This window comes from Methanothermococcus thermolithotrophicus DSM 2095 (genome assembly GCF_000376965.1).
GTDB lineage: Archaea > AGJL01 > Methanococci > Methanococcales > Methanococcaceae > Methanothermococcus > Methanothermococcus thermolithotrophicus.
Window position 1 is genome coordinate 1 of sequence record NZ_AQXV01000030.1, and the last position, 21599, is coordinate 21599.

Genomic DNA, 21599 nt, shown 5'->3' on the forward strand with positions numbered 1-21599 from the left:
GATTTGCTGTCGAAGTAAATCCGAAGGATTTACTGATCGAGACAAATTTCTTTGAAATTTGTCGATTCACAAAAACCTTTGGTTTTTGTCGAACTCACAAAAATCGAAGATTTTCATCGAGAGTTGAATAATCTATGATTATTCAACTAATTCCAATAAAATTCACAGACAACTATAAACCCAATAGGTATTAGGAAACCTATTTCCGTATAAATATTTTTCTATTTAACTTTAATCGATGTGTATATATGCACAGGCATACATTACCATACATTAAAAAAAGTAATAGGAATATTAAAAAATATAGTCAGCGATGATGAACTTGTGGGGATACTTAAAGGGTTTCGCTGCTGTGGCTATGCTCTGTATGATAGGAGCTGTGTTTGCTACACCTGCTGCAGCATCTGGAATTAGTAAGTTATCAGATGAAAATATGGGACTATATTATTACCAGCTATATAAGGAAGGAGCAATAACAAAAGACCAATATGATGAAGCAATGAAGTGTTGGGAGGGTGTTTTAGTCTTATCTGGAGTATGTCTCGCGATTCCAGGACTCCAAGAAGCTGGAGTTGCAGGAAGCGTATCTTATGTAGTAGGGTCATGGTAATCTTTAATCTTATTTTAATTTATTTTTAATTTTTTAGGTGGTAATTATGTTGAAATTTAACTGGATGAAAAATAGCCACATTGCTAAAATATTGTCTATAACAACATTAAATTTTATTGTGATAATGACATCATTTAGCCAGTTATATGGGGGCTATAGTATTGATATTTTAACATATGGATTGCTAACAGGTTTATTTACAATATTTACAATTTTCTTTATTCTAAATATAAAAAAAATCTTTTCGTCAATAAATGGGACGAGAAAATTTGTCAGACAAAATATTTGGATAATCTTTGGTATTCTACTATATATCATTGTTTTATGCTTCTTAAATGCAAATTCTGGCATGCAAAAATTTGCTTTTATGGTTATATCATTTGAGTTCTTATTACTCACTTTAATATCTTATCTGGAAATAAGTTATAAGTCAAAAAAAGGCGTAGAAAAACAAATTTGTGGTAAACAAATGTGAGATTGTTATTAGTGAGGTGGGGCTTATTATAAATAACCCCATAAAAAATAAAGTTTTAATTTTATTATCCCTATTGAGCTTAATATCTGGCATTTTATGTGGGGCGTATATCAATCAACAATCAACCAATTTAAATTTAGAAAATAATACTCTCTAAAACCTCAAAAAATATCAAATTTAGAAGAGTTTATTTAATATTAGAAAAATAATTTAATCTTTTTAGTTGCGGGAATTGGAATCGGGAATGTAATGCTAATGAGCACAATTGAAAGAACAAAAGAAATTGGAGTTATGAAGAGTATTGGTGCATCTAAAAGAGATATAATAACATTGTTCCTTTATGAAGCTTTAATTTTAGGGGTTGTTGGAAGCGTTATTGGAGCAATATTGAGTTTGGGGGTTGGTTATTTAGTTGTCCATTATTTGCTGAGCTCGTCTATAACCATGGAAAGTTTAATTTACGTATTTTTGGGAATATTTGGTGTTGGAACATCCATAATTGCATCACTGTATCCTGCATACAAAGCCGCAAATTTAGATCCAATAAATGCGTTAAAGAATGAATGACCTAAATAAATTTATATTTGATATCAAATAATCATTAATGTAATTATATTAAATTACATTTTTCATGAACCTTAATGTATTATATATAACTTCATACTATATTTTCTTAAAAATATTTGTTATAGATTGACATACGGAGATACTATGATTGAAAAAATAAATGTTTATGTATGGGATGGGGAACTTTCAAAAAAAGAAGATTATGTGTGTGTAGAAGAAACCTATAATTTATATATTAACGATGAATTTATAGTAGATATGGTGGCATCCCCCAACGATTTAGAACAGTTGGGGGCAGGTTATTCAGTTTCTGGAGGTTATTTAAGTCCTAAAAGTATAGAAGAAGTCAAAGTAGATGGTAAAAAAATAATGGTAAAAGCCACTGAAGGGGATAAAGAAGAATGTACGCTGAAAAAAGACAATCCAAAACTTAGTATTAAAACAATAAAAAAAATAATGAATATAATGCCTCATCTATCTGAAACATGGAAACTTACAGGGGGGGCCCATTGGGCAGGATTGTTTGATTTAAATGGAAATAAAATAGCCTTTAGTGAAGATATAGGAAGACATAATGCGGTGGATAAGGTAATAGGGCATGCAGTTCTAAATAAAATAGATTTAAAAAACTGTATCTTAGTTTCAAGTGGAAGGCAGCCTTATGTAATGGTTAAAAAAGCAGTAAATGCTAAAATACCAATAATAATAACAAAATCTCCTTCAACCAATAGAGGGGTTAAACTGGCAAGAGAAAACAACATCATATTAATAGGCTTTGCAAGAGGGGAGCGATTTACAATTTATAGTGGGGTTGAAAGAATAGAGTTTGAACAAAATCCCTTCGGGATTTTGTAACTCTTCGCTCCTTCGGAGCTCCGATGAAAGAATAAGAAATAAATCATTGCATGTGTGTGATAACAATGGCTGAAATAGTGGAGTTTTCACAATGGACTAAGGAAAAGAGAAAGTTAAAAGATTTAAAGCAATTGAAAGAGGATATATTAAACAACTTCGGGGAAAACAACCTTATTGATAAAAAAATTATTGTCATGATTAGTGGTGGTAAAGACAGCTCCACCGCACTTGCACTTGCAAAGGATTTAGGATTAAATGTTCATCTATGCGTTCATTTTGTCCACAAATGGAGTTGGGAGCTCAGTAAAAAAGAAGCAGAGAGGATGGCAAAAAGATTTAACGTGCCAATTTTGTTTTATGATATCACCGAAGAACTGATAAAAAAAACTACCGGTGCAAAAGGTAGAAGTATTTGTAGAATATGTAAAAACATAATGAAAGACAAAATGATTGAAATAGCAAGAAAAGAAGGGGCAGAAGTCATACTTACAGGAGACACCGCACTTGAGAAAATTTCAGGACCTATATTCCAATATTTAAGGGAAACGTATGGAGAAGATGTTTATAACAAAATGGAACTTACTCCAGTTCCGAAAAGATATAAAAAAATGTTTTTTAGACCATTAATAAGAATTTCCCATGAAGATGTCCTTAAACTCCAGAATTATTATAATATAGATATAAAAAGAGTCCATGAAGTTGGGGATAAATTTGGTTATTGGAGGGAAGGATGCTCAATGCAGTACTGCGATAGTGAAACAACAATAACCGAAAAACTTCTTGACGACCTTTATATTTGCAATAAAATAGCAACTGACACAGCCAGAGCTCATGGGTTCAGAGCTTCGGTTAGACTCCCATCGAAAGAAATTATGGTAGTGCCGAATAAGGAAGAATACTTAGAGCTCATTCGTGAAAAATTAAAAGATGTTCAATTAGATTATTAGACTTTTTAGTTATGGTCTTAAAAATATTAAATGATTTTTTTATTTATTTGGTTTATCTTTAATTTATTATTAATGCAATAACATAAGTGGAAAAATATTTAACTTAGTTTAAAGTTATAGGCAGTTATTATAAATTTTTTAGAATACATTATTTGTACATCTAAATATTTAATGTATTTTTATTAATATTTTAAATTAACTTTAAATAGTAATAAATTAATAAAAAATTTAACTGATTTGTATTAAGCTGTGATACAATGGATGCTGAAAAATACGATAACAATGAGCGATACATTAGGCAGATGTTAATAAAGGACTTTGGAGAAAAGGGCCAGAAAAAGCTAATGGATTCGACTGTGGCGGTTGTAGGAGTTGGAGGTTTAGGTACTATAGTTTCACAGTATCTTGCTGCTGCAGGAGTTGGTAAGTTAATACTAATAGACTACCAAAAAGTTGAGCTCTCAAATCTAAACAGACAGATACTCCACTATGAAAAGGATATTGGTAAACTTAAAGTGGATTCTGCAAAGGAAAAGTTGGAGTCATTAAATCCTACAATTGAAATAGAAACATACCCTGAGAAATTAAAAGAAAGTCACATTAAAAATGCTGATGTTGTGGTGGATTGTCTCGATAATTTCAATTCAAGATATTTTTTAAATGAAATAGCCGTTAAAAATAACATTCCATTTGTTCACGGTGCTATAGAAGAGTTTAGAGGGCAAGCTACAACAATAGTTCCATATGAAACGCCTTGTTTAAATTGTATCTTTAAGTTAAAAGATGAAAATAAAACTTTCCCGGTTATGGGCGTTACTCCTGGAGTTATAGGTTCTATCCAAGCTTCAGAAGTGATTAAATTACTGTCCGATGTTGGTGAAACTCTAAAAAACAAACTGCTTTTGGTTAATCTTAGAAATAATGAGTATATCACATTAAATATAAAGAAAAATCCTAAGTGTTCTATTTGTGGAGGAGGGATTTAAATGATTGAAGTGACCAGAGAAAATTTTAGTGTGGACGAAGAAATTAAGAAAATGTTGGATAAACATAAGGATATTGGAGGTATTGTTAGTTTTGTGGGTGTGGTTAGAAACGTAGGCTATTACAAAGGAGAAGAGAAGGAAGTGGAAAAACTCGAATTTGAATGTTATGAGGAAATGGCAAAAAAGAAATTAGACGAGCTCAAAAAAAGTGCTCTGGATAAATACAGTATAATCGATGTTACATTAATACATAGGATAGGAGAACTTAAGGTTGGAGACCGTGTAGTTTTAATATTGGTTGGTGCCAAGCATAGAAAAGATGCATTTTTGGCTTGTGAATATCTTATAGATGAGCTGAAAAAAGTAGTCCCAATATGGAAAAAAGAATATGCAAAAGATGGATCATACTGGGTGGAGTAAATATCCTTTTGATAAACACATATCGTAGGCTGCTGAGTTACACTCACTGCGACCATGGTCGCATGAAATTGATTTTTTAAATTATTTGAAGTAATGAAGTAAATATTTCTTCTTGATCAAACTTCTTTTAAGAAGTTTGGAGTGGGTATTATGGATTTTCAAGAGAGAATACAAATAAAAGAGACAAATTTACTTTTAAAAACTGATAAAAAGAAGTTTATTAAACTTGCCAAAAATACGATTTTAAATGAAAGGGCAAATCTTGAGAATTACATTTTAAGAAATAAAGAATTTTTAACAAGTTATGTTCCAGTTGAAGTGGAAGATTGGGCTCCAAGAATAGTTAAAATAATGGCCAATGCTGGAAAAAATGCAGATGTGGGACCTATGGCAAGTGTGGCAGGGACTATAAGTCAGCTCGTCGTTGAAAATTTAGTTGAGAATGGTTGTGAAAACGTAATTGCAGAAAATGGCGGAGATATATGTTTGAGATGTGAAAAAGATACTATTGTTGGATTATATGCTGGAAATTCGCCATTATCTGGAGAGGTTGGATTTAAACTAAAAAAGGAAAAAATAAAAAGATGTTACGGGGTTTGCACTTCATCGGGAACTGTCGGACATTCTGTAAGTTTAGGAAATGCTGATGCGGTGGTTGTGTTTGCAAAAGAGGCCAGTATTGCAGACGCTGCAGCTACAAGTATTGGTAACTTTGCAGTTGGAAAAGAAGACGAAATTATAAACAAATGTCTGGAGAAGGCAGAAGACATTGAGAACTTAGACGGAGTTTTTGTAGTATCTGGTGAGTATGCCGGTAAAATAGGGAGAATACCTCAAATGATTAAAACAGAAAAAAAAGTAGTGTTGAGTGAGTTATTTGAGATGATTTAAAATTAATTTATTTATTACTACTGTCGGCGTTGGTACCAGCTGATTTTTCTTCTCCACTACGATATCCAAAGTAGAATCCTATAACCGTAGATACTACTCCAAAGAAGAAATTCACCATATCTTTATTGATTTCTAAAAATTTGGCATTGGATACGCTAAGAAAAACCAAAATTATAAACCCACTGAAGATACTGCCTGCAATAGCTCGTCTCATCTCACCCTTATTTAGGTCCCCATTATGGGCCCACCCGAGAGAAATTAACCAGAATAGAACCATTAAAGGTACAAACAACACTAAACTGGGTGTCTGACTCATTCCCCATGCTATAAGTGCAGTACCCATAAAAAATGCACCTGTAACTATTGTAGCAAAGGTATATTCACGGGCACATATGCCATTTTTGCCTTCCATACAATCCCCTATTTTATTTATGCCCTTAACGATATATAAATGGTGATTTTATGAAAAACGATTTTAAATCCTTTGAACTGTATGAAATCTATGAAAAATCTATAAATGGAAAAATTAAGCGTAATGATATAGTTGAACTGTGGGATTTAGATGTCTATGACCTTTTATATGTTGCGTACAGGATAAAAAAAACATATAATAAAAATAATATTGATTTATGTTGTATAATAAATGCAAAATCTGGAAAATGTCCTGAAAACTGTGCTTTCTGTGCTCAATCCATCCATAGCAATACAAAAATAGATATCTATGGATTAAAACCAAAAGAAGAAATTGTTAAATTCGCCAAATATATGGACCAGTATAGTAACAGATTTTCAATAGTTACGAGCGGTAAAAAAATTACCTATGATGAGTTTGAAAGGATTTTAGACACAATTAAAGAAATTAAGAATAAAACAAACCTAAAAGTCTGTGCTTCATTGGGATTGTTGGATAAAGACCAGTTAAAAGCACTTAAGGAGTTGGACGTTAGACTTCATAATAACTTAGAAACGTCGGAAGATTATTTCAATGAGATCTGTACCACCCACGACTATAAAGATAAAGTAAAAACCATAGAAAAGGCTAAAAAAATTGGTTTAGAGGTTTGTAGTGGCGGAATATTTGGATTAGGTGAAGATTTTAAAGAGAGAATTAAAATGTTTGAAGATTTAAAGAACCTGAATGTTGAGGGTATAGCATTAAACATACTCAATCCTATTGAAGGTACTAGGATTCATAGTATGATAGAAAAGGGAGAAATTAAGAGAATAACACCTATAGAAGCCTTAAAATCAATAGCACTTTGTAGAATTATGATGCCAGAAAAAGAAATAAGGCTGTGTGGTGGAAGAGAGCCTAATTTAAAAGACTTACAGAGTCTATCTCTTTTGGCACTTGATGGATTGATGATAGGCAATTACTTAACAACAAGCGGTAGGGCAATATCCGATGATCTAAAGATGATAAGAAATATGGGATTTATGGTGAATTTATGATTGATAATATGATTGATGATGAATTACTAAAAAAATTAGATAGACTAAAAGACTATTTCAAAGGAAGGAAGGTAATTGTTGCATACTCTGGCGGTGTGGACAGCTCTTTAGTTGCTAAAGTAGCTTCAGATGCTGCAATGGAAGCTGTTGCAATAACAATAGATAATGGATTTTTTTCAAAGGATGTTATAGAACGGGCAAAGAATAGGGCAAAAAGATACAATATAAATCATAAAATCATCAGTATAGATTATTTAAAAGATGAAAGTATAATCAACAACATAGAAGACAGATGTTACCTGTGTAAAAAGAAAATTGCCACAGAGCTCCTTAAAGAAAAAAATAAATTGAACTATGATTTAATTGTAGATGGGACAATATACGATGATTTGTTTGAAGACAGGCCAGGTATAAAAGCCATTAGGGAGTACGGCATAGAGTCCCCATTAGCAAACTTCAAATTTTCAAAAAAAGATGTCCATGAGCTCTCAAAATACCTTGGAATGGAAATTCCAAAAAAGGATACCTGCCTTGCTACGCGGGTTTTAACTCCGCCTATAACAAAGGATAGATTGAAGAAAATAAAAAAAGCTGAAGATTTCTTGAAGACTACTATGGAATTAAGCGGTTACTTTAGGGTAAGAGATTTTAACAACGTTGCAATTATAGAGGTAAATGAAAACGAAATAAATAAGTTTTTCAATAAAGGAGTTGTAGAAAAAATAGATAATGAGTTGAAAAAAATAGGTTTTAAAAGGGTTTGTTTGGACCTAAAATGTAAGTAGTCGTTCTGCTAATGAATGATATAAATATTATCTTAAATATGCTGCCATATTGCTTTTATTAATATGTGATTTAAATAAAAGTTAAAAGTTGATGCAACGATATATTTGTTATATTCATAAAAGGTGGTTAGATGAACTTCAACATAAACATCGACAAGTACAGGAATCTAAAAAGAAGCATGGAAAGAGAGATGATAAATTTAAACCCTATACAGAGGGCGGGAGTTTTACCTATTGAATCAAAGAAGGCAATATATGAATTTTGGGATGGTTACAGTGTTTGCGATTACTGCAGCGGTAGATTGGATAAAATTGAAACTCCCCCAATTCACGAGTTCCTAGAGGATCTTTCAAAGTTTTTAAACATGGATGTATCAAGACCTACTCATGGTGCAAGGGAAAGTAAGTTTATAGTTATGAATTCAGTATGTAAAGAAGGTGATTATGTAGTTTTAGATAGTAATGCCCATTATACTTCCTATGTGGCTATAGAGAGGGCAAAACTAAACTATCAAGAAGTTGAAAGCGAAGGTTATCCAACTTTTAGGATAGACCCTGAGAAGTACAAAGAAACTATTGATAATTTGGAAGATAGTGGGAAAAATATAGGTTTGATTTTACTCACACACGTTGACGGTAACTATGGAAACTTAGCCGATGCTGAAAAAATTGGAAAAATAGCCAGAGAAAAAGGATACCCATTTTTACTCAACTGTGCCTATTCAGTCGGTAGGATGCCAGTGGATGGGAAAAAATTAAATGCAGACTTCATAGCCGCGTCAGGACATAAAAGTATGGCTGCATCTGGTCCAGCAGGTATTCTATCGATTAACGATGAGTTTGCAGATAGTATTTTAAAGACTTCAAAGAAGTTTTTGGTAAAAGAACTTGAAATGCTTGGATGTACAAGTAGGGGATTACCTATCCTAACACTTATGACGAGCTTCCCTCATGTTGTTGAAAGGGTAAAAAAATGGGATGAAGAAGTCAAAAAAACAAGGTATTTGGTAAAAGAACTTGAAGAAATAGGATTTATTCAACTTGGTGTAGCTCCAAAAGAACACGACCTTGTGAGATTTGAAACCCCAATACTTGATGAAATTGCACAGAAGGACAAAAGAAGAGGATACTTCTTTTACGATGAATTGAAAAAGAGAAAAATTGGTGGAATTAAGAGAGGAACTACAAAGGAATTGAAGATGAGTGTCTATGGTTTAAGTTGGGAACAGGTTGAATACGTTGTAGATAGTATCAAAGAAATAGTTAAAAGTTCATTGTAATGGGATAGTTTGAGTTATAACAAATATATTATCCCAACATTTTTGGTTTTATTGCTCTTCAGTGGAGTTTATCTGTATATGGAGGGTTCAAAAGCTGATGAAAAATACGTAGTCCTGAATGCCACTTTTAAAATGGGCGGGATTCAATATATTGGATACAAGCTTGAAGAGAGTAAGTTAATATTTATGTTCGAAAGAAGAGGGGATTTTTTCACCCAAGCTTTAGAATCCAGAGAAGTTAGAACCGATGAAAAAATAAAAAATATTGACAACGTTCTAATGGAAGTAAACACGAACGGGAACATAAAAATGTACGAATGTAAATTTGTCGGGGAAAATATTGAAGAATTAAAGTATGTTGCAGAAGAGTAAATTTTAAAAAAATAAAATAAAAAAATTCAAAAAAAAATTAATATATCTTTTTATTTAACGGAGAGCATTTTTTCTATAGCTTTTTTTGCCTTTTCTATTATTTCTTCGTCTAAGTTTATCTCGTACTTTTCTTCAATAAGACATTTTTCTACTTTTTCCAAGGTTATTCTTTTCATAGGGTCACATATTGCATCTTTTCTAAGCGGTATTAATTTTTTAGTTTTTCCCACTTTTTCAAGGTCTAACTTAAGTCTTGTTATCATGTCACATTCGGTTCCTATTATAAATTCATCCTTTTCAGAGCTCAGAACATGTCTAACCATACCGCCTGTACTTAAAACATGATCAGCCATATCCTGAACTTCTGGGTCACATTCAGGGTGTACCAATACTTCTGCATTTGGATATTGTTTTCTGATTTCAACGATATCCTCTACTTTAAATTTTTTATGGACATAGCAGTGTCCATCTTCAGGTACTGGGATTATCTCTTTATCGCTTCTCTTTGAAACATAGTATCCAAGGTTTCTATCAGGTCCAAATAATATTTTTTTAGTATCGAATAGTTTTACAACTCTATCGGCATTTGCAGATGTACATGTGGAGTCTACAAGGGCCTTTGCAGATGCAAGGGTGTTAACATATATTACAAATTTAGCATCAGGGTGTTTCTTCTTAGCTTCAATTATTGTTTCAGGAGGTAGTTGATGTGCCATAGGGCATTCGATATCAACAATTTCTGGTATGAGTACCTTTTTATCTTTGTTGAGTATTTTGGCAGTTTCTGCCATGAAATCTACTCCACAGAATACTATTATATCGGCTTCTGTTTCCTTGGCTTGAATGCAGAGCTCTAATGAATCACCAACAAAATCCGCTATTTTCTGGATTTCTTCGGGCTGGTAGTTATGGGCCAATATAACTGCATTTTTTTCCTTTTTTAGTTTGTTTATTCTTTCGACTATATCCATAATATCTCCTCCATGAATTACAAAGCATTTACAATATCGCTCAATGTTAATGTCTTATAATTAATTCTTCAAATATATTAAGTTTACTGAATTGGATCAATTATTTTTTATTTTGTAAAATTCTCAAACATTCGATAACAATATATTTAGATATTTCATCCAGTGTGTAAGGTGTTATTGGTTCCATGTCTTTGATAAATTTACCTGTTCCCACAACAATGTGGCCTTCTTCTTCAAGGTTTAAATATTGGGCAGGTCCATTTGCATATTTGGCGTCGCAAACGTAAACTTTAGTATCAACTCCAAAAACTCCATTTGTACCTATTGTTTTTATGCCGTTGTTTTTGCAGTATTCTATTATGGCCTTTCTCAGAGCTGTTGTGTCCCCCCCTGCAATACATATTATAACTACATCTCCTTTTATAAGATTTAAATTATTTAGATCTATATTTTCTGCCATACCTACGACTTTATCACTAAATAAATTTTCCACTAGCTTGACTTTAGGTTCTCCAACTTTTCCTCCCATTTTTCTATGGATTACATCGTTTTTATCAATCGTTGCACCATCATAAACATAGATTTTTTCAGGACCTCCCCTATGTACTTCCATAAGGTCCATAACAACCCTAACGCCAAGTCTACCGCATCCAATAACTGAAACTTCTCCTTTAGGAGTTAGCTTCATTTCCAAATCTTTTATATCCATTCTATCGCCTCATTAGTTCATTAATTTATTTTACTTTACTTTTTTAAAATAGTAATAAATACTGATTAAATACATGTCATTATGTTTTTTAAATGAGTTTACCTTTTATTTATTTCTTACCTTATTTTTATAGTCGTTACCATGTGATTGGCACTCACACATATATATATAATTTTCTATTTGATTTTAGAAGAATTATATATAAATATTAAGAACAATGTTGTATATGACTCACAAGAGATGAGAATATGCCCGAACATATACTTTCAGGGATTAAAGCAATAGTAGCAATAAAGATGAGAAAAGAAGGAAAGCTACAAAGAGAGATAGCAGAGTATCTAAAAATGGAGAGATCCATAATCTCACATTATATACATGGAAGATACCCGTCAGAAAAGGTCATGAAGGTTTCAGAAGAGATTATCAACTTGCCTGCAAAGTATGGTATACGATTAATAGATTCTCTAAGTGATGATAAAGAAATCACAAAAAAACTAATAAAAAGTATATATAATATAAAAATCGAAGTTGAAGATGATAAATGTATTGCCTGTGGAAAATGTCTCGAATGTAAATACAACGCTATTTCAGCAGATCCAAATAGTGTTAGAGTCATAATAGACCAAGATAAATGTGTTCTATGTGGTAAATGTATATTTAGGTGTCCTATGAACGCCTTTAAAACAGCTGAATCCACAGGATTATAATGATTGGAGGGATGATAATGAAAAATGTAAAAGAGGAGTATGACGGCATTATAAAAATATCTAGAAAAGGTGTTGAAAATAGGGTTCTTACATGGGAAGACCACGTCTGTGTAGGATGTGGTATATGTAGTGAAATATGTCCCACATGTGCCATTGAAATGGGTCCTTTAGGAGCTATTTTTAGGGAAGATATAGAAGCTCCGAAATTGGACATTAGTGGTGAAAAATGTGTCCTATGTGGTATGTGTGCAAGTGCATGTCCATTTGATGCTGTAGATTTAAAGATTAATGATAAATCAATTAAGGAGCTCCCACAATATCCAAAAATCAAAAGAGGCATTAGCCTTGATCAAGATACATGTGTATTGTGTGAACAGTGTGAATTGGTATGTCCACAAAAAGCAATTAATGTGGAAAGAGAAATCCCTGAAAGAAAAACTCTTGTTTTAGGTGAGATAGACGTAAACAAGGACAAGTGTGTATTGTGTGGAATATGTGCTGAATACTGTCCAGCAGATGCTATTGAATTGGTACCTAATGAAATGGGTCCAAGTAGTATAAACCCAATCAAAGATATAGTTATAGACAAAGATGCATGTGTATACTGTAAAGTATGTGAAAAAGCATGTCCTCACAATGCCATAGAAGCGATATGTTACAAATGTCCTCTTGCCAGCAGAATTAAAAAACCTGAGCTCTACAATGAAATCACAGGTAAAACAAACATCGATGAAGATTTATGTGTATCCTGTAGTTGGTGTGAAAGAGTCTGTCCTGTAAATGCAATTACCGTAGAAAAACCATTCGAAGGAGAATTAATAATTGATGAAGATGCATGTAATGCATGTGAAGCATGTATTTCAGTTTGTCCATGTAATGCATTAGAATTCCCAAAGGCAGGAAAACCTGGCGAAAAAGTACCAAAGATTGCAGTAAATCAAGATTTATGTATCTTATGTGGTGCATGTACTCACTCATGTCCAGTAGATGCATTGAAGGTTAAAAGAACAAAAATCAACATGACTGAAGCAAAAGCACCAGCATGGAAAAAAAGATTTGAAAAATTACTTGCGAAATAATATGCTATGAAAACAAAATAATGTCTCTCACTAACGCGAGGAAGATTGAAACAGTTGAAAAGGTGATATGATGTATAAGTTAGAAGTTTATCCTGAAAAATGTCATGGATGCGGTAATTGTGTTGTTGCGTGCCCAGTAAATGCAAGAGACCCAAATGTATATGGTGGAAAAGGACCTGAAAATGAAGATTTAATTATTATGAGAGTAGAGAACGGTGTTATAACAATAGTAAATGGAGATTTATGTGGTGGATGTGGAGCCTGTGTAGAGGCGTGTCCTGTAGATGCGATAAAACTCGTTATTAAAAAATAGAATAAATTGAACAAAATCCGTAAGGATTTTATGGCCCTACGCTCACTTCGGAGCTCCGATTAAACTAATTGAAAAAATATTTAAGGATTTTAGGTGATAGAATGAAGTTCAAATTAAACACCGGAAGAACTATCTGGCAGGGAGAAGCTATTGAAGCAGGTAAAAATTTAGAGTTATACAGAAAGGCTGCGGGAGTTTGCTATATAAATGAAGGAGATATGGCAAAAATGGGACTAAACGAAGGAGATTCCATAAAAGTAAAATCTAAACATGGCGAAGTTGTAGTCTATGTAAAAAAAGCCACTGAAGAAATGCCAGAAGGTATGATATTTATACCAATGGGTCCTTGGGCAAACTGTGTAGTTCTTCCAGATACTGAGAGCACAGCAATGCCTTCATATAAGGGTCCAATAGATGTTGAAGTAGAGAAAACAGATGAAAAAGTCCTAACAATGAGTGAATTAATGAGAAAAACATACATTGAATAATTATGATAATATATGAATATTCGGGGTGATTGTATGGAATATATTATAAAAAACGGGACTGTTTATGATCCATTAAATGGAATTAATGGAGAAAAAATGGACATCTGCGTAAAAGATGGGAAGATTGTGGAGTCAGTTTCAAAGAATGCAAAAGAAATAGATGCCAATGGACTGGTTGTAATGCCTGGTGGTGTAGACTCCCACACCCACGTTGCAGGAGCAAAGGTTAACGTAGGTAGGATGTTTAGACCAGAGGATAGTAAAAAGGATATTTATGGTAAAAAAGGATTGAGATCAGGTTCCGGGTTTTCTATACCGTCAACATATAAAACAGGATACCAATACTCAGAAATGGGATACACTACAGTTGTAGAAGCTGCAATGCCTCCTTTAATAGCAAGACACACCCATGAAGAATTTATGGATACTCCTCAATTGGACAAAGCTGCAATGCCATTATTTGGTAACAACTGGATGGTATTAGATTACTTAAAAGAAGGAGACCTTAAAATGTGTGCAGCCTATGTAGCATGGCTTTTAAAAGCTACAAGAGGTTTTGCAATTAAAATAGTTAACCCAGGTGGTACAGAAGCTTGGGGCTGGGGTAAAAACGTTCATGGTCTTGACGACGAAGTCCCATACTTCGGCATTACACCTAGGGAAATAGTTAGAGGGCTTACAGAAGTAAACGAAATGTTAGGATTGCCTCATTCAGTCCACGTCCACCCTAACAACTTAGGTCACCCTGGAAACTGGGAAACCACACTTGAAACGATGGACTGTGTAAAGGATATAAAAGCCAAGCCGAAATACGGGGAAAGAACTACCGTATACTACAACACGCATGTTCAGTTCCACTCCTATGGGGGAACCTCCTGGAAGGACTTTGAAAGTAAAGGTGTTGAAATTGCAGAGTACGTAAATAAAAATGACCATCTGGTAATTGACGTTGGACAAGTTACACTCGATGAGACTACAACAATGACTGCAGACGGTCCTATGGAATACGATTTACACATGACAAATGGCCTTAAATGGGCAAACTGTGACGTTGAATTAGAAACAGGTTCTGGAGTAGTTCCATTTATTTACTCACCAAAAGGTCCAGTTTACGCTGTCCAGTGGGCCATTGGTTTAGACTTGTTCCTATACACAAACACAGATAGGGTATTATTAACAACTGACCACCCTAACGCAGGTCCGTTCACAAGGTATCCAAGAGTTATAGCTTGGTTAATGAGCAAAGAGTACAGAGACGATTGGTTAAACAACAAGGTGCACAAATGGGCAATTGAAAAAAGTAGTGTAGCAGACAGTGATAAAGAATATTCACTGTTTGAAATTGCACAAATAACAAGAGCTAACCAGGCAAAAGTTCTCGGATTGAGTGTAGAAAGAGGTCACTTAGGAGTAGGTGCCAAGGCGGATATTGCAATCTACGATATAAACCCAGAAGAAAGAGACGGTAAGAAGATTGAAAAAGCATTTGGTGCAGCTAAATATGTTTTAAAAGATGGAGAAGTTGTAGTCAAAGATGGAAGCGTTGTTAAAGAAGTATATGGAGACACAATTTACGTAGATGTAAAACTAGATGAAGGATTAGAAGAAGAGCTCATGAAAGACTTAAGATTGAAATTCAAAAAATGTTACTCAATTAACTTAGAAAACTACCCTGTCCAAGACGAATACGCAAACAGCTGGAAGGTAATAAACATAGATGCTACAAATATCTAAATGAAAACTTAAACTTTATGCAATATGGATATGCTGCATAACACCTTTTAAAAGAAATACAATCTGAGCGTAGCAAGGACTTGAACAAAGCTTCGGCCTTTGTAGTCCTCTTAGGGATTGAAAATCCGATTTCAATAAACAATTTCCTAACTTATAAATTTTTTAAGGTGAGATATAATGAAGGAACTAGTTCTTACAGTAAAGGGGGAGTTTGATGTTCCAGTAGAATTGGATGTTCTACTTCCTGAAAAAATACAAGAAATGGAATTAGATGAGATATTAAAAATTGAATTACCACAAGGTAACACAAGAGTAACAGTTGGTGAAATTTTTGATGCAGAATTAAAAGAAAGCGACGTTCCTAGAATTGTTATAAAGAATTCCAACGGTAGGTTAAAAAGAATCGGAGAAAAAATGACTGCTGGAGAAATTATTGTAGAAGGGGACGTTGGAATGTATGTCGGCTGTGAAATGAAAGGTGGAAAAATAGTTGTAAATGGAAATGCCGACAGCTGGGCTGGACAAAATATGAAAGGTGGAGAATTGGTCATCAAAGGAAATGCCAAAGATTACGTAGGTTCAGCCTATAGGGGAGACTGGAGAGGTATGAATGGCGGAAAAATAATAATTGAAGGCGATGCAGGAAATGAGATTGGAGAATACATGAGAAAAGGTATTATCCACATTAAAGGAAATGTTAAAAACATGCCAGGAATCCACCAAAGTGGAGGAATTATAATCATCGATGGGGATGTTGAATCAAGAGCTGGTGGAGAGATGACAAAAGGAGCTATTGTGGTACATGGGAAACTTAAGACACTATTACCATCATTTAAATATGAGGGCATTGTTGAAGATCCAGTTATAAAATTATCCAAAAAGGACGAAGGAACTCCTATAAAAGGTAAGTTTTATAAGTTTTCAGGAGATCATGTAAACAACAAACCAAAAGGACAGCTCTATGTTTCAGTGGAAAATAACCCTGATTTAATTTAATTAATATTTCTATTATGAACGAAGTGAGAAGCTGCAAAAGTCGTTAAGGTTTTTGTCCAACTATATTTTCTTTTTTCCTCTCTTTTTGTTATTCTTTTTTTAATGCTGTAATAAACTAAAGGTTGGAAACTTTTTTTATAAAAGTTTAATTAAATATTTTATTGGAATTTTTAGAATTTAACTATAAAAATCAGAAGGATAATATATATGCACGATATATGCAAGAATAACTTGTTAACTTAAAATCTTATATTTATTTATTAAAATAGTAAATTTAAGAGGAAAGATTATGATTTTAGAATTAAATGGTATTTACGCAGGATTAAGATTCTCATCTGCCCATATCGTATTTGGACACGAAAGTTGTGGAGTAATTCACGGCCATTCTTACTACGTGGATGTTAAACTATGTGGAGAACCGTCAGGAGAATTTGGTTTTGTATGTGATTTCAAGATAGTTAAAGAAATAGTAAAAGAGCTGTGCGATGAATTTGATCACAAACTTCTGATTCCAAAATATCATCCAAAAGTTGAATATACATTTGAAGAGAGCTCGATGCAAATGAGTTATCTGTGTAAGAGTGGTAAAATAAAGGAGTATAAATTTCCATTAGAGGATGTTAATATTTTACCGCTGAAGTCCACAACGGCAGAAGAAATGTCAGAATATTTTGCAAAGTTTATTAAAAAGAAACTGGAAGAGTTAAATATTAGTAAAAATATTGAATGGATAGAAACAACTGTAAATGAGGGAATTGGACAGGGGGCCACCTATAGGTTAGATTTTAGATAAATTAATAGCCTTTTTCTTTGAATAGATAAAAAGATATATAAATTATAAAAAAATATCATTTACTAGATTTCTTAGTAAATCCTGGTGATAGTATGGATGTTAACATAACAATAAAAGAAGCCATGAGTACGCCAGTTGAAACTGTAAACTTGAATACCACGGTGTATGAGGCAGCCAATATTTTGAAGAATAAGGGAATTGGGTGTTTGATCGTAGTAAATGATTTACTCAAACCAGTAGGAATAATAACAGAGAGGGACATGGTTGTAAAAGTAGTTGCAAGAAACCTAAAATCAAAAGAAGTCTTAGTAAAAGAAGTGGTTTCACCAAAACTTATATCAATATCCCCTAAAGCTACATTGATGGATGCAGCTAAAACTATGGCAGAAAAAAACATTAAAAGACTCCCAGTTATTGAAAATGAAGAGTTACTTGGGATAATTACAGTCAGTGATATTGCAGGAGTATCCCCTGAATTATTTGATATAATGATAGAAGCTTCAAGAATTGAGGATAAAAGTTATCCTTACTCAGCAAAACCTTATGAAAACATTGATGGAATCTGTGAGATCTGTGGAAGTCAAGGCAATGTAAGATATGTAAATGGAAGATACCTCTGTGATAATTGTATCGACGAGGGCGAAATCTAATTAATTTATCTTTTTGGGGGGATAACTTGAAAATAAAAAGTTTGGTTGAAGGGCAAGAAGTTGTTAAGATATACCCTACCACCACTATAAGACATGCTTTAACAGTAATGAATGAAAAGAAAATAAGGAGAATTGCAGTTGTAGATCCTGGTACAAATAGGGTTGAAGGCGTAGTTACAAGCATGGATATTGTTGATTTTATGGGAGGGGGTTCAAAATATAATCTTGTAAAGTCAAAACATAGCCATAATCTTCTAGCTGCAATCAATGAACCTGTAAAAGAAATAATGACAGATGATGTAATATCTATAAAAGAAACCGCAGTATTAGGGGATGTAATAAGGATATTTATGGAGAAAAATGTTGGTGGAATGCCGGTTGTTGATAAAGACCATAAATTAATATCTTCCATAACAGAGAGAGATGTAATTAGAAAGTTTAAAGATAAAATAGATGAAAGCGAGAAAGTTAAAGATTATATGACTGAGAAACCTGTTGTGGCAACTCCAGGGGAGAGGTTAAAGGATGTTGCAAGAACTATGCTGAGAAATGGATTTAGAAGATTGCCTGTAGTTTCTGAAGGAGAATTAGTTGGTATGATTACATCTACAGACTTTATAAAGTTCTTAGGTAGTGACTGGGCATTTAACCAAATGAAAACTGGAAATGTGCGAGAAATAACCAACATAAGAATGCAGGATATTATGGTAAAAGATGTTTTAACAGTTGATAGTAACAGTTCTTTGGTGAACGCAGTTGAAATAATCACAAATAACAACATAGGGGCCCTTCCTGTTGTTGAGAATAAAAAACTAGTTGGAATATTGACTGAAAAGGATATTGTACCATACTTCTTAGAAATGAAATAATCAAATAAAATATTCTCATATGTTAGTTAAATTGTACACTACCCATTTTAAATTTTTTCTTAATTAAATGCCACATTTTCAAAATTCTACCTTTATTTAATACTACTTTTTTAAATATTATTTTTTTATATGCCATATATGCTCTGTTGTTTTTATGTCAAGTATATTGGACTTTAGTAATTTCTATAACATGATGAATACATTTTGGAGATTTAGGTAGGTTTTGGGATTTATTGGAGGGCGTATAGCAGGAAGTAGATTTCCATTAAATTGTTTAATATCTATAATATATTGTATCATATCAATAATTAAAGTTAATTTTAATTATTATAACGTAATTTTAAAAAGTATTATATTTTATTTTATTGCCTTTTAAAACATATATTTCAAAAAGGTGATGGGATGCCGATTGATTCGTATAAAAAATTAATTGAAGATAGAAAATTAAAAAACCTGCATATTGTTCTAACCGCTTTACTGGCAGAATTTGCACAATTAGGGATATTAAATCAAGGAACTACAAATATTGTAGGAAATGGGATTGGGAAAAAAGTTGCAAGATGTATAGGGGAAATACATTCTGACACTCCAGGGGATGAAAAAGAATTGATAGAATTTTTAATAAATTTTTGTGATATGTGTGATGATTATATAATTGAGGATGAAAAGATTGGAATAAAAATAGATAAATGCAAGTACTGTCCAAAGCAAATTGGGGAGGCCGAAATATCTGGAAGCGCATGCCCGATTCCATCCATGCTTGTTAGTATGCTAAATGAGTTAAATGGAAAAAAATATAAAATAAGTCTATGGGATGGGAATAAATTAATAATAAAGGAAAATGGGCATTGTTGGTTTAAAATTAAGTAATATTATTTTCCCATTTCACAAAATCTTTCAAGATTTAGTAATTTGGCTATACCTGCAATTGTTGTTCCGTAAAATATTACTCTTTTGTTGTATTTTTTTGTTAGATTAATAATCTCAAAGAGCGTTCCATTTGCGGCAGTACTTCCTGTTGATAAAATAACATCTGAATTTTTTATTAAATACTCATTCATATCTGCGTGAAGTATAACAATACCATGTTTTATTCTACCTATATTGTTAAAATCCAAATCTGTTGCCATTACATTATCTCTTCCAAAGGTTTCCACCATCTGTTTTATGATTGCAGGATGATAACCAATTATACCTACTGTTATATTTTTACCGTATTCATCCACTAAATATTCAGAAAATTTTTTTGCACATATTTCAGGTTCGTTTTTTGTACAGTGCTCTGTTTTCTCAATATACCCTAAATATCTCATCACAGCATTCAGTGTTGCTATAATAAGTGGATCATAATCTGATTCCAATACTTCTGCAATAGTTCCCTTAAATTCTCTTACATCACCGGTAAACGCATCTCCAGTACATTCTTTAAAAAATGCTCTCAATAAAAACTCCTTCCCATTTAACAGCGGATAGTCATTTATTCTTGCTGTATCCAAATTCACATTTACTGGACGTATCTCAATAGGTTCATTTAATAAATTATTTTCTTCTACAAGCTTTTTAAGTTCTCCTTTGAGGTCTATCATGAGCTCACCCCTCTATTTTAAATGACAATTTTTTCTAGTAATTAGTAGTTAATATGGTAATCATAATTACATTTTATGTTATTACAAACATGAACAGTTTTTGATAGTATTGCATACAGTTAATAGTAAACTAAGTGCTTTTATTGGGTCTAATTTAGATGCCTTATATGCTGGATAAAGTGCAGAGATTAAAGAAGTTCCCATTCCAAATAAGACACCTAATATTACATAAATTAGATATTCCAATGTTAAAGATGCTTTTAATAGATAATTCACAATGAGGTATCCAATTTCCAAACTAAAAAATGCGCCAATCAACTTCTATAATACCAAGTATCAATGCCCCATAAAGGAATAGTATCATAATATCCTTTTTTGAAGCTCCAATACTCTTCATAACTCTGATTTCTTTTGTTCTTTCAATTGTGCTCATAAGCTTTCCAATGCCTATTCCTGCAACTAATAAAGATATTCCACCTATTCCCATTAAACATGAATAATTTGTTCATAGCATCATTTATAGATTTGAGTAGGGTATCCATAGATAATATGATTACTTTTTTCCTTTTTATTCACAATATTTTCAGTTTCGTTTTTAATATTAATTCACTATAATATTATTATTTCTTATAAAACCCCCTAATAATACTTCAATAAATAGGGCGTATAACCGTTATTTTAGGATTGATAATAAAAGGGTATAATTACAAAGGCATGTTATTATCCATCCAATTATACAATGAAACAATATTATTTAGATTACTTAAATTACAAAGGCATACTTTCTTATTACGTTGTATTTGTATATTAAAATAAATTAGTAAGTAATACTTTTTTCAGGGTCAAACTGGTAAATTTTGCAACTCCGAAACCCACTATTCCAATAGGTAGAGTAGTGGGGAATAAGGATTATGAACCACTATCCTACCGTACTTATTTTGTACTTTTTACGCCCATGTTTTAACAAAAGAAGTTTTAAAAACATTGTATGGAAACATATGTGACATTAAAGAGAATGAAGAGGGGTTCAAAATGATAACACCAAATATGCAAAAAATTTCTTA

At 32.6% G+C, this 21599-nt stretch carries 26 protein-coding genes; 21 read left to right on the forward strand and 5 right to left on the reverse strand.

Going from position 1 to position 21599, the window contains the following annotated elements; genetic code table 11:
- The first annotated feature begins 322 nt into the window (after positions 1–322).
- The 7 genes from F555_RS0101680 to F555_RS0101715 all read left to right on the forward strand — a co-directional run bounded on the left by F555_RS0101680 (position 323) and on the right by F555_RS0101715 (position 5751).
- Positions 323–610 carry a hypothetical protein gene (locus F555_RS0101680; RefSeq protein WP_018153491.1) on the forward strand — a complete coding sequence of 96 codons (288 nt, stop codon included), beginning with the start codon at positions 323–325 and terminating at the stop codon, positions 608–610.
- A 688-nt stretch (positions 611–1298) separates the two neighbouring features.
- Positions 1299–1652 (forward strand): ABC transporter permease, encoded by a 354-nt coding sequence (locus F555_RS0101690; RefSeq protein WP_317852621.1) that lies wholly within the window; start codon positions 1299–1301, stop codon positions 1650–1652.
- Between the two features lie 144 nt (positions 1653–1796).
- Positions 1797–2507, forward strand: a complete 711-nt coding sequence (fdhD, locus tag F555_RS0101695; protein WP_018153494.1) for a formate dehydrogenase accessory sulfurtransferase FdhD — start codon at positions 1797–1799, stop codon at positions 2505–2507.
- 65 nt (positions 2508–2572) lie between these two features.
- Positions 2573–3454 (forward strand): ATP-binding protein, encoded by an 882-nt coding sequence (locus F555_RS0101700; RefSeq protein ID WP_018153495.1) that lies wholly within the window; start codon positions 2573–2575, stop codon positions 3452–3454.
- A gap of 257 nt (positions 3455–3711) precedes the next feature.
- On the forward strand, positions 3712–4440 hold the full coding sequence (locus tag F555_RS0101705; protein WP_018153496.1) for a HesA/MoeB/ThiF family protein: 729 nt from the start codon (positions 3712–3714) through the stop codon (positions 4438–4440).
- Positions 4441–4860, forward strand: coding sequence for a molybdenum cofactor biosynthesis protein MoaE (locus tag F555_RS0101710; RefSeq protein WP_018153497.1), 420 nt, complete (start codon positions 4441–4443; stop codon positions 4858–4860).
- A 150-nt stretch (positions 4861–5010) separates the two neighbouring features.
- Entirely contained in the window at positions 5011–5751 is a 741-nt protein-coding gene (locus F555_RS0101715) for a UPF0280 family protein (protein ID WP_018153498.1), read from the forward strand.
- Between the two features lie 7 nt (positions 5752–5758).
- Here the strand turns inward: F555_RS0101715 and F555_RS0101720 are convergent, their stop codons facing one another.
- Entirely contained in the window at positions 5759–6163 is a 405-nt protein-coding gene (locus F555_RS0101720) for a hypothetical protein (RefSeq protein WP_018153499.1), read from the reverse strand.
- A gap of 50 nt (positions 6164–6213) precedes the next feature.
- Here F555_RS0101720 and bioB point away from each other — a divergent pair, with 50 nt between their 5' ends.
- From bioB to F555_RS0101740, 4 genes are all read left to right on the forward strand, one after another.
- Positions 6214–7203: a biotin synthase BioB gene (gene bioB / locus F555_RS0101725; protein ID WP_018153500.1), complete on the forward strand. Its 990-nt coding sequence runs from the start codon at positions 6214–6216 to the stop codon at positions 7201–7203.
- Positions 7200–7988, forward strand: a complete 789-nt coding sequence (gene larE, locus F555_RS0101730; protein WP_018153501.1) for an ATP-dependent sacrificial sulfur transferase LarE — start codon at positions 7200–7202, stop codon at positions 7986–7988. The genes bioB and larE overlap by 4 nt, the downstream gene beginning before the upstream one ends.
- Positions 7989–8119: 131 nt before the next feature.
- Entirely contained in the window at positions 8120–9268 is a 1149-nt protein-coding gene (gene pscS / locus F555_RS0101735) for an O-phospho-L-seryl-tRNA:Cys-tRNA synthase (RefSeq protein WP_018153502.1), read from the forward strand.
- A gap of 9 nt (positions 9269–9277) precedes the next feature.
- Complete coding sequence (locus F555_RS0101740) at positions 9278–9640, forward strand: hypothetical protein (RefSeq protein ID WP_018153503.1); 363 nt, start codon at positions 9278–9280, stop codon at positions 9638–9640.
- A gap of 50 nt (positions 9641–9690) precedes the next feature.
- Here the strand turns inward: F555_RS0101740 and nadA are convergent, their stop codons facing one another.
- Both nadA and F555_RS0101750 read right to left on the reverse strand, forming a co-directional pair.
- Positions 9691–10611, reverse strand: coding sequence for a quinolinate synthase NadA (gene nadA / locus F555_RS0101745; RefSeq protein ID WP_018153504.1), 921 nt, complete (start codon positions 10609–10611; stop codon positions 9691–9693).
- A 100-nt stretch (positions 10612–10711) separates the two neighbouring features.
- On the reverse strand, positions 10712–11320 hold the full coding sequence (locus F555_RS0101750) for a ThiF family adenylyltransferase (RefSeq protein ID WP_018153505.1): 609 nt from the start codon (positions 11318–11320) through the stop codon (positions 10712–10714).
- A gap of 248 nt (positions 11321–11568) precedes the next feature.
- Between F555_RS0101750 and F555_RS0101755 the strand changes: the two genes are divergently transcribed.
- The 10 genes from F555_RS0101755 (at position 11569) to F555_RS0101805 (ending at position 19819) form a co-directional block, all read left to right on the forward strand.
- The gene (locus F555_RS0101755; protein ID WP_018153506.1) at positions 11569–12027 is read left to right on the forward strand and encodes a 4Fe-4S binding protein; all 459 of its coding nucleotides are present in this window, start codon (positions 11569–11571) and stop codon (positions 12025–12027) included.
- A gap of 17 nt (positions 12028–12044) precedes the next feature.
- Positions 12045–13106 (forward strand): tungsten-dependent formylmethanofuran dehydrogenase subunit FwdF, encoded by a 1062-nt coding sequence (fwdF, locus tag F555_RS0101760; protein ID WP_018153507.1) that lies wholly within the window; start codon positions 12045–12047, stop codon positions 13104–13106.
- Between the two features lie 70 nt (positions 13107–13176).
- Positions 13177–13419 carry a 4Fe-4S binding protein gene (locus F555_RS0101765; protein ID WP_018153508.1) on the forward strand — a complete coding sequence of 81 codons (243 nt, stop codon included), beginning with the start codon at positions 13177–13179 and terminating at the stop codon, positions 13417–13419.
- Between the two features lie 101 nt (positions 13420–13520).
- On the forward strand, positions 13521–13907 hold the full coding sequence (gene fwdD / locus F555_RS0101770) for a tungsten-dependent formylmethanofuran dehydrogenase subunit FwdD (protein ID WP_018153509.1): 387 nt from the start codon (positions 13521–13523) through the stop codon (positions 13905–13907).
- A gap of 33 nt (positions 13908–13940) precedes the next feature.
- Entirely contained in the window at positions 13941–15641 is a 1701-nt protein-coding gene (fwdA, locus tag F555_RS0101775; protein WP_018153510.1) for a tungsten-dependent formylmethanofuran dehydrogenase subunit FwdA, read from the forward strand.
- 177 nt (positions 15642–15818) lie between these two features.
- The gene (gene fwdC, locus F555_RS0101780; protein ID WP_018153511.1) at positions 15819–16637 is read left to right on the forward strand and encodes a tungsten-dependent formylmethanofuran dehydrogenase subunit FwdC; all 819 of its coding nucleotides are present in this window, start codon (positions 15819–15821) and stop codon (positions 16635–16637) included.
- 289 nt (positions 16638–16926) lie between these two features.
- On the forward strand, positions 16927–17430 hold the full coding sequence (locus tag F555_RS0101785) for a 6-carboxytetrahydropterin synthase QueD (RefSeq protein WP_018153512.1): 504 nt from the start codon (positions 16927–16929) through the stop codon (positions 17428–17430).
- Positions 17431–17522: 92 nt separating this feature from the next.
- Positions 17523–18080 carry a CBS domain-containing protein gene (locus F555_RS0101790; RefSeq protein ID WP_018153513.1) on the forward strand — a complete coding sequence of 186 codons (558 nt, stop codon included), beginning with the start codon at positions 17523–17525 and terminating at the stop codon, positions 18078–18080.
- Between the two features lie 26 nt (positions 18081–18106).
- Entirely contained in the window at positions 18107–18949 is an 843-nt protein-coding gene (locus tag F555_RS0101795) for a CBS domain-containing protein (protein WP_018153514.1), read from the forward strand.
- 402 nt (positions 18950–19351) lie between these two features.
- The gene (locus tag F555_RS0101805; RefSeq protein ID WP_018153516.1) at positions 19352–19819 is read left to right on the forward strand and encodes a hypothetical protein; all 468 of its coding nucleotides are present in this window, start codon (positions 19352–19354) and stop codon (positions 19817–19819) included.
- Between the two features lie 2 nt (positions 19820–19821).
- Here the strand turns inward: F555_RS0101805 and F555_RS0101810 are convergent, their stop codons facing one another.
- Together F555_RS0101810 and F555_RS09640 are read right to left on the reverse strand one after the other, a co-directional pair.
- Entirely contained in the window at positions 19822–20535 is a 714-nt protein-coding gene (locus F555_RS0101810) for a Rossmann-like domain-containing protein (protein ID WP_018153517.1), read from the reverse strand.
- Positions 20536–20833: 298 nt separating this feature from the next.
- Positions 20834–20968, reverse strand: a complete 135-nt coding sequence (locus tag F555_RS09640) for an FtsX-like permease family protein (protein ID WP_281109938.1) — start codon at positions 20966–20968, stop codon at positions 20834–20836.
- Positions 20969–21599: the final 631 nt, after the last annotated feature.